Here is a 12,274-nt window from a genome sequence, read left to right on the forward strand (position 1 = left end):
AAAATCGTGGCTCCAGCCGTTTTCCGTCCTATCCGGACAGCGCAAAAGTGGTGTTTGCGGGTTGAAACTCGGCGAATGAGGATCATTTGCCCCCTTACGCGGATCAAATCGCCCGGAACCTAAAGCAGCTCTTTCGTGTTCTCGTTCGTGTAGAGGAAAAGGAGAAAGACATGGCTGCCACCACCGACGACATCAGAGCGTCCGTCAGCAAGGACATCGCGGCACTTCAGCAAGAGGTATCCCGCCTGCAGAAAATGATCTCGGCGCAGGGTGCGGAAGCCTATTACGAGGTGCGCGACCGTGCCGGCAGGGTCTATGAAGACGCCCTCCCCCGCGCAAAGGGCGCCGTTGCCCAGATCCGGGCCGAAGGTGTGGCCGCCGCAGGCGCCGCCCGCGAGCATCCGGCGGCGACGACGACCGCGCTGGCGCTCGCCGGTGCCGTCGGCTTTCTAGCCGGCTATCTCCTGAGCGGCAGCCAGCAGCCGCCACACCACTGGTGGCGCTGATACCGCGCCAGCGCAGAACCTGCGCCTTTATCCGGGCCGCATTGATCTGAAGGTCAATGCGGCTCGTAATACTTTGGTCTTAGAAAAACCAAGTTTCGTCGTTACTACCGCGGCTAAAATAGAGGGAGGACTATTGATGGAGAGCAAGAGAGCACATTTTATAGTCGAAGTCAGCGTTGATGGCGTCAACGGCCGCAAGGCCGTCGGCATCATGAATATGCGGCAAGCCCTTGAACTGCCCGAACTGCCTCGCCTGTCCTACACGCATCCCGACCCGATCAAAGCAGCGGCGGGTGTCGTTATCAGCCGGCAGGAACTCGCCGGCTTCATGGCCTGCCACTGAGGTCTTTCTCACTTCTCCCCCAAAGACGAAATGGATGGCGCCTGCAGCGCCATCTTTTCTTTGGGCCTCTCGACACTTTAAACTTCTTATCGTTCCTTGTTGTCCCCGCGTTTTCTTCGCGCCTTGCTGGCTTCGTAAACCCGTTCGTGTCAGAACCTGATCAACGGAACTGACGGGAAGAAACGGAGTGAGGCAGCGGCGCTCACCTCAAAAGTCGCGCGAACGCGCAAGACCGAACGGCGAGGAGCCCGGCAAGCGGGTGACCTTGCCGCGCGCGCTTTCCAAGCTTGGCCACTGCTCGCGGACGCAGGCTGAACGGCTGATCCTGGATGGCCGCGTATCGGTCGATGGACGTAAAGTCACCGACATCTCCGCCTGGGTCGACCTGGCATCGGCGAAGATCCGGGTCGACGGAACCGATGTGGTCGCCGAAGCGAAGATCTATCTGATGTTGAACAAGCCGCGTGGACTGGTAACGACGCGCGACGATCCCGAGGGCCGGCCGACCGTCTATGACTGCCTCAAGGATTTCGAAGCTCCGCATCTCTCGCCCGTCGGCAGGTTGGACAAGGCGAGCGAAGGCTTGCTGCTCTTTACCAACGATACGGTCTTCGCCCAGACGCTGCTCGATCCCCTCACCCACATCACGAAGACCTACCATGTCCAGGTCAACCGGATCATGGACAGCGAAATGCTGGCTGCGATGACTTATGGCGTCCGCCACGACGGCGAAGTTTTGAAGGCAACGTCCGCGACGCTGTTGAGGAGCGGCGACAAGAACGCCTGGATCGAGGTCGAACTCGATGAGGGCCGCAACCGCCAGATCCGCCGCATGCTGGAAGCCCTGGATGTCGAATGCCTTCGCCTCGTGCGGGTTGCGATTGGAGGTTTAGCGCTCGGCGAGTTGCCGAGGGGTGCAGTGCGCGTGTTGACGGATGCAGAACTGAAAGAGCTGCGCAAGCGCGCAGGCATGGAAATGGCAAGACGGAATTGAGTGCATGACGGAATTGGCGGCGCACGAGTTTTGGCAGAAGATCCACAGCCCGGGCACCTTCAGGAGCGACGGCGATTTCTCCACATCCTATATCGCCGAGCTTGAAGACGGGCGCCAGCTTCGATTGCCGGTACGCGTGCTGGCAGACGGCCAACATGCGCTGGCCTCCCTGATCATCAATCAGGCAAGCTTCGAAATTCTCGATGTACTGGCGCAATCGCTTGCCGAGAAGCTCAAGTCTTTTGAGGTCGACGTTGTTGCCGGCCTACCGACACTTGGTCTGACGCTCGCAGCGGCCGTGGCTCAGAGGTTGGGGCATACGCGATATGCGCCGCTCGGGACCTCTCGGAAGTTCTGGTACCGCGATGACCTGTCGGTGGCGCTCTCGTCGATTACCACCCCCACCCAACAGAAGCGTCTTTATATAGATCCGCGTATGCTGCCGCTGCTGGAGGGGCGACGTGTGGCGCTGGTCGATGACGTCATCTCCAGCGGAACCTCGATCGTTTCGGGCCTGCGGCTTCTTGCCGGGTGCGGGGTCGAGCCTGTTGCGATCGGTGCGGCGATGCTACAGTCACGCCGCTGGTGCGAGACCCTCGATGCTGCCGGTTCGCAATGGCGGGAAAGAACAGTTGGTGTGCTCTCCACCCCGATGCTGGAGATCACCGAGACCGGCACCTGGCGCCGGCCTGCTGTCTGAGCGCATCATCAGCGTGGAGCGCGGAATGCGATATTTCGCTCTGTACAGCGCAGGCCGAACCGCTACATTCTCGCCGTGGATTGAGGTTCGGGGCAAACCATGACGTTCGATCAAGCATCCTTGCTGATCCTCCTGCTCGCGATGCTCGTTCTGTTTTCGTTGGAGCGCTTCCGCATCGAGGTGGTCGCGATTTCAGGCCTGCTCGCCGGTTATGCTCTCCATCTTTATTCCGCAGAGCAGGTTTTCTCCGGCTTTGCCAGTCCAGTGGTCGTCACCGTCGTCGAGATCCTGCTCATCGTGCAGGTCCTTGCGCGGGCGCAACTTTTCGGTCAGCTCGCGGATTTTTTCGTACGGGCCAGATTTTCAAATACTGCGGTCATCGCCACCTTGTCGGCAGCGGCCGGCTTCATCTCCATCTTCATGAATGACATCGGCGCCTTTTCGATCGCCCTACCGGCAACGCTGCGCGTGAGTGCCGCGCTCGCGATACCAAAACGGCAATTGATCATGCCCATCTCCTTTGCTGCCCTCTTGGGTGGGATCGTATCGCTGATCGGCACGCCCGCGAACATGCTTGTCAGCAATGCCTGGAAGGAGGCAAGCGGCACCGGCTTTCGCCTTTTCGATTTTGCCTATGTCGGCCTTCCGGTCGCCACCGTCGGCATCGTGCTGACGGCATGGTTCGCACCGCGCCTGTTTCCGAACGAAATCGACGAGGCGCTTTCGGCAGAACTTGCCTCGCCGCCGAGACGCAGGATCACGGAACGACGTATCCCTGCGGGCTCCTCGCTGATCGGTGCGCGCCTCTCGGATCTGCCCGATCGGTTCTCGCTGCAGCCGCATACGCTCGTTCGCAATGACAAGTTCGTGTTCGGTATGCCGGAGAAATTGGTCGTCGAGGCGGGCGACCTGCTGTTAGCCGAAGCGGACGATACGGTGTTTGATGGGCTTCAAACGTCCGGAACGCTGCTTCCGCAGCGACGTCCGAGGGCAGCCATGGCCGATCTCGACTCCGTCGAGGCGGTCGTGATGCCGGAGAGCACGCTGGTCGGCTCGCGACTGCATTCTCTGGAGGTATTCAGCAGCCGCGACGTCACGGTTTCTGCCCTCTCGATGCGCTCACCGCGGATCGAGGGGCGCTTTGCCGATCTGCAGTTGTCGATCGGCGACATTCTGGTGTTGGAGGGCGAGCAAAAGGCGATCGCCGAAGCGCTCGAGGAGTGCGAGTGTCTCCCGCTGGCGTCGCAACCGCCGTCCCGAATGTCGGTATCGTCCTGGCAGCCCTTTGCCATTTTCGCCGCAGGCGTCGCGGCGACGGCCTTCGAACTCGTCACGCCTGATCTTGCGTTTGCGGGCGTCGTGCTTGCCCTGGCACTCCTTAATTACCTGAACATTCGCCAGGCGATGGCCGACCTCAACTGGCCAATTATCATCATGCTTGGCGCGATGATCCCGATAGGTTCCGCCGTCGCTACAACCGGCACCGCCCAAGTCATCGCGGCGGCGCTCGGTTCCATGGTGTCGCTGGCCGAACCGACCACGGGGGTGGCGCTCGTTCTCTTTCTGTCAATGCTCCTGACGCCCTTTGTCAACAACGCGACCGTCGCGATCGTCATGAGCCCCATCGCCGTCGCCTTCGCAGCAACCGGGCATCAGTCTCCATCCGCCTATCTGATTGCCGTCGCCGCAGGCGCCTCGCTGGATTTTCTGACGCCGTTCGGCCACCATAACAATACGCTGGCGATGGGCGTCGGGAGCTACCGCTTCAGCGACTTCCTGAAGGCCGGCGCACCGCTGACGGTGGTGAGCTATGGTCTTACACTACTTCTCATCTATCTCTTCTGGCTTTAGTAGCGGGTTTGCTTGACATCCCCGGCGATGGAACTAGAGCAGGGGAAAGTTCACGATCAATGCAGAAGGATGGTCGAGCCCGTGCGAATCCTCTCCGAAGCCCATTTCCCAGAGCTCCCCAATTACTATCGCGGTAAGGTTCGCGAGAATTACGACCTTCCGGACGGGCGGCGCATCATCATCAGCACCGACAGACTGAGCGCCTTCGACCGCATTCTTACCTGCATTCCCTACAAGGGTCAGGTGCTGACGCAGACGGCTCGCTACTGGTTCGAGGCGACGAAGGACATCTGCCCCAATCACATTCTCGACTATCCGGATCCGAACGTTGTCATCGGCAAGCGTCTCGATATCCTGCCGGTCGAAATCGTCGTCCGCAGCTATCTCGCCGGCACGACGGGGACATCGATCCTCACTCTTTATAAGAAGGGCGAGCGCGAGATGTACGGCATGCGACTGCCGGACGGCATGCGCGACAATCAGAAGCTTCCGACGCCGGTTATCACGCCGACGAGCAAGGAATTCGATGGTGGCCACGACGAACCGCTGACGCCGGCAGAGATCGTCGAGCGAAGACTCTTGACCAAGGAGCAATGGGATACGCTGTCGCGTTACGCGCTGGCTCTCTTCGAGCGCGGCCAGGAACTTGCGGCCAAGCGGGGACTCATCCTCGTCGACACCAAATACGAGTTCGGCACGGACGAGAGTGGCAACATCATTCTCGCGGATGAAATTCATACACCAGACAGCAGCCGCTACTGGCACGCCGACAGCTATCAGGCAAGCTTCGAGGCAGGAACGCGCCCGACAAGCTTCGACAAGGACTTTGTTCGCGCCTGGGTTGCGGAGCGCTGCGACCCCTACAAGGACGAGATCCCGGAGATCCCGGTCGAGCTGATCCAGCAGACCTCCGACGTCTACATCAAGGCCTACGAAAGCATCACGGCGCAACGCTTTGTTCCCGACAACAGCGGCGCAACCCCGGTCGAGCGCATCCGTAAAAATCTGTCAGCCTACTTCTCTTAATGTCGCCGGGCAGGAAGCCTGCAACATGGGCTTGCAGGCTTTCAGTCGTCGGCGCTAGCATCTGCAAAACTGGGTGCCGACCTCGAGCCGGCGGGGGAATGGATGGCACGCAGGCCAAGACGCAAGGCCGAAGAGACCCGTGAAGACATTCTGTCTATGGCAGAATTGTTGTTCCGCCAACGCGGTTTCGTCGCCGTTTCCATCGCCGACATTGCCGCCTCGCTCGGTATGTCGCCGGCCAACGTCTTCAAGCATTTCCGTTCCAAAACCGCGCTTGTCGACGCCATTGCGGAACGCCACCTCGGCGACGTCGCAGATCGCTTTGCCACCTTTGACGACGAACTGCCGCCAAACGAGCAGCTGCTGCGCTTTGTGTTGCGCCTGCTCGACAGCCATCTGCAGGACATCCAGCAGAACCCATATATCTTCGAAATGGTCCTGATGACGGTGCAAGCCAAACTCGAGGCCGGCAATCGATATAGAGAGCGCATCGTTCAGAAGCTCGACGAAATCATACGGGACGGTATCGCCAAGGGACGCTATCATTGCAGCAGCCCGGAAGATGCCGCCAACACCGTCGCCGATGTCCTGGCGAGCGTCCTGCACCCGGTTCTGATCGCCCGTGATGATAAGGACACACTTGTCCACCGCGCAAGGCAGATCGTCATTTTCGTAGATGCCGCACTGCAAAATTGCGCTTGCTAAGTGACGATTCATAACTTACGTCACTTCGTAAAGTCTTTCTTAAATTCGGATCAGTGGCATTCGATTCTGGATCGATGATCGGCCTTCATCGTTGATGAAGGTCATTGGTTCGGACGCCACCGCACAAGGAATTCATTATGATACGGCGCATTTTCCTCGTTTCGTCCGCACTTGCTATCGGCGGCTTGCTCGTCGCATGCAGCGATAGCGGTAACAAGCAGGGCGCAGCCGGCACCGCTGGCGCAGCCGCTCAACAGGCCGCCCCGGTTGGCGTCATATCCCTGGCGAAGGGCACCTTCCCCGTCACCACGATCCTGCCCGGCCGCGCCGAAGCTTCGCAGATCGCCGACATTCGCCCACAGGTTAGCGGCATCATTCGCGAGATCCCCTTCAAGGAAGGTGGCGAAGTCAAGAAGGGCGACGTTCTTTATCAGATCGAAGACGCGCCTTATCTGGCAACTGCTGCGCAGGCGCGCGCCGCCATTGCCAAGGCAGAAGCAAGCGTTCCAAGCGCGCAAAGCAATTTCGATCGTTATCAGCGCCTTGTCGGTTCCGGCGCAACGCAGATCGAGCTTGAGACGGCGCGCACCAATCTTCTGCAGGCGCAGGCCGAGGTCGAATCCGCAAAGGCGGCCCTGACCGCCGCCGAAATCGATGTCGACCACACGAAGATCACTGCGCCCTTCGACGGCGTGATCGACCAGACGGCATACAATGTCGGCAACGTCGTCGCGGCCAACCAGACGACGGCGCTCACCACCGTGCGCCAGCTCGATCCCGTCTATATCCTCCTGACGGAATCGAGCACCAACTTGCTGCGGCTTCGCGACGCGATCCGCCGTGGCGAAGTCAAGGGCAATGCCGGCAACGCCGCCTTTCGCCTGATCCTGGAAAACGGCAAGGAATATGATCAGAAGGGCACCCTCGACATGTCGAAGTCCGTCGTCAGCGAGACGACCGGCACCTTCATCATCCGCGTCCGCTTTCCGAATCCTGATCACGTCATCCTGCCCGGCATGTATGTCCGCGCCACGCTAGAACTCGGTGCAGAGGTCGGCTATGCGCTGCCGCAGCTTGCCACCAGCCGGAATGCAAATGGTGAGTTGACCGCGCAGTTCGTCTCGGCCGACGGCAAGGTCGAAACCCGCATCTTCGAGAATGCATCGCCCTCCAACAATGCTTGGCTCGTTGCCGAGGATATCAAGGACGGCGACCAGTTGATCGTCAGCGGCCTGCAGTCGATTGCGGCAGGCATGCCCGTCAAGCCAATGCCGATGAAAATCAATGAAAAGGGCATCGTTGTGCCCGCTGATCAGGCCGCATCCGGTGAAGCGCAAAAGCCCGCCGCGAAGTAATCGCGACGAACCGTGATCAGAGCCGCACAGGAACAGTAAGCCAATGGCCAAGTTTTTCATCCGACGCCCGATCTTTGCTTGGGTCATCGCGATCACGATCATGCTCGCGGGCTTGCTCGCAATCTTCACGTTGTCGATTTCGCAATATCCTGACATCGCACCGACCACGGTGCGCATCAATGCGACCTATCGCGGCGCGAGCGCCGAAACCGTCGAAAAATCGGTGACGACCATCATCGAAGATGGCATGACCGGCCTCGACGACCTGACCTATATGACGTCGACCTCGTCGACCGGGTCTGCCAGCATTTCGCTGACGTTTGGCACCAGCGTCGACCCCGACATCGCGCAGGTGCAGGTCCAGAACAAGCTCCAGCTGGTCCAGTCCAAGCTGCCCGGTGACGTCATCGACGCCGGCATCAGCGTCACCCGCTCGACCTCGAGCATTCTGCTCGTCGGTTCGCTGGTTTCGACCGACGGCAAGCGCAACTCGGTTGACCTCGGCAACATCATGTCGACGTCCATTGAAGATCAGATGCAGCGCCTGGAAGGCGTCGGCAGCATCAATATCTTCGGCTCCGGCTACGCCATGCGCGTCTGGCTCGATCCCTACAAGCTGTTGAAATACCAGCTGACGACCGGCGACGTTACATCCGCAATCGAGGCGCAGAACACTCAGGTTTCGGTCGGCTCGCTCGGCGCCCAGCCGGCCGTCGACGGCCAGCAGCTCAACGTCACTATCACCGCGCAGAGCCAGTTGACCACCGTTTCCGACTTCGAGCACATCATCCTGAAGGTCGAGAAGGACGGCTCCACCGTCCGCCTCAGCGACGTCGCGCGCATCGAGATCGGCCAGGAAAGCTACGGCGGCTCGTCGCGCTACAACAGCCAGCCGTCAAGCGGCTTTGCCGTCAACCTCGCCATCGGCGCCAACGCAATCGATACAGCCGCCCGCGTCCGCTCTGCCCTCGACACCATCAGTCGTGGCCTGCCTGAGGGCGTGGAGATCACCTATCCCTACGACACGACGCCGTTCGTCGAGCTGTCGATCGAAAAGGTCGTTCACACGCTGATCGAAGCCATTGTCCTCGTCTTCATTGTTCTGCTGGTCTTCCTGCAGAACCTCCGGGCAACGCTCATTCCGACGATTGCCGTGCCGGTGGTTCTGCTCGGCACTTTCGGCATCCTCGCGCTAGCCGGGTATTCGATCAACACACTGACGATGTTTGCCATGGTGCTCGCAATCGGTCTTCTCGTCGACGATGCGATCGTGGTCGTCGAAAACGTCGAGCGCATCATGACGGAAGAGAAGCTCTCACCGCTCGAAGCGACCGAGAAGTCGATGGGCGAAATCACCGGCGCAATCGTCGGCATTGCACTCGTGCTGACCGCCGTTTTCATCCCGATGGCGTTCTTCGGCGGCTCGACCGGCATCATCTACCGCCAGTTCTCCGTGACGATCGTGTCTGCGATGCTGCTCTCGGCCGTGGTTGCGATCGTGCTGACCCCCGCGCTCTGCGCGACCATGCTGAAGCCCGTTGCCGAACACCGGAAGCACCGGATCGGCGATTGGTTCAACCGCAACTTCACGCGTTCCACCAACGGCTATGTCAGAACCATCGGCTACCTGCTCAAACGGCCGATCCGCGTCATGCTCGTCTTTCTTCTCATCGGCGTCGGTTGCGCTTATCTGTTCAACCGCCTGCCGAGCTCCTTCCTGCCGCAGGAAGATCAGGGCGTTCTGCTGACCATCGTCACCACGCCTCCCGGGTCGACCACACAGCAGACCCAGGCCGTCGTCGAGAAGGTGGAGAAATACTACCGCGAGAACGAGAAGGATGCCGTCGATTCCGTCTTTGGTGCCCTTGGCTTCGGCTTCAACGGCTCCGGTCAGAACAGCGCGATCGTCTTCACGAAACTCAAGGACTTCTCGCTCCGCACGGCCCCCAACCTGCATGCGCAAGCCGTCGTAACGCGCGCCCTTAAAACCTTCTTCACCTTCCGTGAAGCGCAAGTTTTCGCGTTGTTGCCACCGGCCATCCAGGGTCTCGGCGTCTCGAGCGGCTTCTCCATGTATCTCGTCGATACTGGCGGTCATGGCACCGACGCTCTGGACGCTGCCTCGAAGCGCTTGATTCAGGCTGCAAACTCCAGCGGCAAGGTCGTGGCGCTGCGCAGCAATAACAAGGACGTCGAGCCGCAGATGAAGATTGTCATCGACCAGGAGAAGATCGGCGCGATGGGCGTCGATATCGCCGCGGTCAACTCGATGCTCTCGGTCATCTTTACAGGCCGCGACGTCAACGACTTCACGTTAAACGGCGAGATCAAGCCGGTCTATGTGCAGGGCGATGCCCCCTTCCGCATGCAGCCGAACGATCTGGACCATTGGTACGCGCGCAACGCGAGCGGCGAGATGGTTCCGTTCTCGGCCTTCACCCGCACTGAATGGGTCAAGGGCGCCCCGACCCTGGCGCGCTTCAACGCGGTGAGCGCCATCCCGCTCGAGGGTGCATCGGCGCCGGGCGTGAGCTCCGGCGACGCCATGAACGAAATGGAAGCTTTGACGGCACAGCTTGGTGGCGGCTACACCGTGGCCTGGCAGGGTATCTCTTATCAGGAGCGCTTGTCCGGTTCGCAGGCACCGATGCTCTATGCGATCTCCGTGCTTGTCGTCTTCCTCTGCCTGGCGGCGCTTTACGAAAGCTGGTCGATCCCGTTCTCGGTCATCATGGCCGTGCCGGTCGGCGTACTCGGCGCCCTTGCCGCAGCAACGCTCTTTGGTCAGGCAAACGACGTCTACTTCAAGGTCGGCTTGCTGACGACCATAGGTCTGGCGGCGAAGAACGCGATCCTGATCGTGGAGTTTGCAAAGGACCGGATGGAAACAGGAATGGGACTGCTCGAGGCGACCCTCGAGGCAGCGCGCTTGCGCCTGCGCCCGATTATTATGACCTCGCTTGCCTTCATTCTGGGTGTCGTGCCGCTGGCGATTGCAACCGGGGCGGGCTCCGCGGCGCAGAACGCAATTGGCATCGGCGTGCTCGGCGGCATGCTGGCAGCAACCGCGCTCGGCATCTTCTTCGTCCCCTCATTCTTCGTTGTCATCCGCCGGATCTTCTCGCGGACGCAAAAAAATGAAGCGTGAGTGTGATATAAATGCACTGTGAGAAGATGAGACTCGTTGATACATTGCCGCCAACTGCTTCGGGATGGTGTTTCTCGTATGAGCGAAGCGCGGCCGATAGCGAAGCATGAAGGCTTCTGACAAGAATAGATTTGGTCGAGTTACAGGAAGATTTTTAATGGCATCTTTTCGCTTCGCCTCTCCGGCGCTTCTGCTTTTGCTCGCGGGCTGTGTGAGCGGCCCGGACCATGTTCCCCCGGAGATGCCGCTTCCGGCGAAGTTCAGCGAGGGCGGCGCCAAGAACATCGGCGACGTGTCGACGGCGGCCTGGTGGACGGCCTATCGCGACACCCGGCTGAACGGTCTGGTGGTTGACGGGCTGAACGAGAACCTTACGGTTCAGCAGGCGCTGGAGCGCATCAATGCGGCTGCCGGCGGCGTCACCGTTGCCGGGGCCGGCTCGCTGCCGAGCCTGTTGGTCGGCGCCAGCCACACCACCAGCGGCAGCATGGGCGAGCGCCGCACGGCGAGCGGCGCCACCAACATCAGCGGCGGCGAAGCCAACGTCTCCTGGCTGCTCGACCTGTTCGGCCAGTACCGGCGCTCGAAGGAAAGCGCCCAGGCGAGCCTCGATGCCGCCTATTCCAGCGCCGACGTCGCCAAGCTCACCTATCTGCAGGACCTGGTGAACTCCTACATCGACCTGCGCTTCTTCCAGGAGCGCCTGGCGCTGTCGCGCGCCAACCTGAAGTCGCGCAAGGAAACCTACCAGCTGACCCAGTTCCAGCTCGAAGCCGGTGCCGCCTCGCGCCTCGACGTCGTCCAGGCCGAAGGTCTGGTGCAGTCGACGCAGGCCGAAATCCCCGGGCTGGAGACCAATATCCGCGTCGCCGCCCACCACATTGCCACGCTGCTCGGCCAGCCGGCCGGCTCGCTGCTCGGCGAGCTGTTGAAGGCCGCGCCGCAGCCGATCTTCCGCGGCGGCATCGCCTCCGGCATCCCGGCCGACCTGATCCGCAACCGGCCCGACATTCGCGTTGCCGAGCGCAATCTGGCGGCGGCTACCGCCAATATCGGCGTCGCCATCTCGCAGCTCTACCCGACGATCACCCTGTCGGGCTCGATCTCGCCGACCTATGTCAAGCCGGCCGGCTTCTCCGGCGGCAGCCTGACCACCTGGTCGTTCGGCCCGACCCTGACGCTGCCGATCTTCGACGGCGGTCAACTGCGCGCCAATGTCGACATCGCCAAGTCCGATGCCAAGACGCAGTATCTGGCCTGGAAGCAGACGGTGCTGACTGCTGTCGAAGAGGTCGAGAACGCCCTGTCGGCGGTGCGCCGCGACGCCCAGACGGTGGAAGCGCTGCGCGCCCAGGTCAAGACGACCCAGGAAACCCTGGAACTGTCGACCGCCAGCTACAAGGACGGCGCCTCCTCGCTGCTCGACGTGCTCGATGCGCAGCGCCAGGTATCGCTGGCCCAGGCGAGCCTGGCCGCCTCCATCCAGCAGATGGCCAAGGACTATGTCTCCCTCAACGTCGCCATCGGCGGCGGCTACAATCCGGGCGCACCCAGAACCACCGCGCCGCCAAAGGCAAGCTGAGCAACAGCAGACAAAAAGCCCGCTTCGGCGGGCTTTTTTATTGCCGCCATCCGCATCCCAATGC

General features: G+C 60.9%; 10 protein-coding genes. All 10 read left to right on the forward strand.

Annotation, left to right across the window (positions count from 1 at the left end; all coding sequences use genetic code 11):
• Nucleotides 1–170: 170 nt before the first annotated feature.
• The 10 genes from WGT02_RS17880 (at nucleotide 171) to WGT02_RS17925 (ending at nucleotide 12,210) form a co-directional block, all read left to right on the forward strand.
• Entirely contained in the window at nucleotides 171–506 is a 336-nt protein-coding gene (locus WGT02_RS17880; protein ID WP_024318819.1) for a hypothetical protein, read from the forward strand.
• A gap of 136 nt (nucleotides 507–642) precedes the next feature.
• Nucleotides 643–849 carry a hypothetical protein gene (locus WGT02_RS17885; RefSeq protein ID WP_024318820.1) on the forward strand — a complete coding sequence of 69 codons (207 nt, stop codon included), beginning with the start codon at nucleotides 643–645 and terminating at the stop codon, nucleotides 847–849.
• A 187-nt stretch (nucleotides 850–1,036) separates the two neighbouring features.
• Nucleotides 1,037–1,843 carry a pseudouridine synthase gene (locus WGT02_RS17890; RefSeq protein ID WP_208249771.1) on the forward strand — a complete coding sequence of 269 codons (807 nt, stop codon included), beginning with the start codon at nucleotides 1,037–1,039 and terminating at the stop codon, nucleotides 1,841–1,843.
• 4 nt (nucleotides 1,844–1,847) lie between these two features.
• Complete coding sequence (locus tag WGT02_RS17895) at nucleotides 1,848–2,543, forward strand: phosphoribosyltransferase (protein WP_024318822.1); 696 nt, start codon at nucleotides 1,848–1,850, stop codon at nucleotides 2,541–2,543.
• Nucleotides 2,544–2,642: 99 nt separating this feature from the next.
• Nucleotides 2,643–4,394, forward strand: a complete 1,752-nt coding sequence (locus tag WGT02_RS17900) for an SLC13 family permease (RefSeq protein WP_208249770.1) — start codon at nucleotides 2,643–2,645, stop codon at nucleotides 4,392–4,394.
• An 81-nt stretch (nucleotides 4,395–4,475) separates the two neighbouring features.
• The gene (locus WGT02_RS17905) at nucleotides 4,476–5,420 is read left to right on the forward strand and encodes a phosphoribosylaminoimidazolesuccinocarboxamide synthase (RefSeq protein ID WP_208249768.1); all 945 of its coding nucleotides are present in this window, start codon (nucleotides 4,476–4,478) and stop codon (nucleotides 5,418–5,420) included.
• A gap of 102 nt (nucleotides 5,421–5,522) precedes the next feature.
• Nucleotides 5,523–6,125 carry a TetR family transcriptional regulator gene (locus WGT02_RS17910; RefSeq protein ID WP_024318825.1) on the forward strand — a complete coding sequence of 201 codons (603 nt, stop codon included), beginning with the start codon at nucleotides 5,523–5,525 and terminating at the stop codon, nucleotides 6,123–6,125.
• A gap of 137 nt (nucleotides 6,126–6,262) precedes the next feature.
• Complete coding sequence (locus WGT02_RS17915) at nucleotides 6,263–7,480, forward strand: efflux RND transporter periplasmic adaptor subunit (RefSeq protein ID WP_024318826.1); 1,218 nt, start codon at nucleotides 6,263–6,265, stop codon at nucleotides 7,478–7,480.
• A 43-nt stretch (nucleotides 7,481–7,523) separates the two neighbouring features.
• Nucleotides 7,524–10,628 (forward strand): efflux RND transporter permease subunit, encoded by a 3,105-nt coding sequence (locus WGT02_RS17920; protein ID WP_208249765.1) that lies wholly within the window; start codon nucleotides 7,524–7,526, stop codon nucleotides 10,626–10,628.
• Between the two features lie 157 nt (nucleotides 10,629–10,785).
• Nucleotides 10,786–12,210, forward strand: coding sequence for an efflux transporter outer membrane subunit (locus tag WGT02_RS17925; protein ID WP_024318828.1), 1,425 nt, complete (start codon nucleotides 10,786–10,788; stop codon nucleotides 12,208–12,210).
• Nucleotides 12,211–12,274 lie beyond the last annotated feature (64 nt).

Origin of the sequence: Rhizobium sp. T1470, from assembly GCF_042140505.1 — a bacterium.
Lineage (GTDB): Bacteria > Pseudomonadota > Alphaproteobacteria > Rhizobiales > Rhizobiaceae > Rhizobium > Rhizobium favelukesii.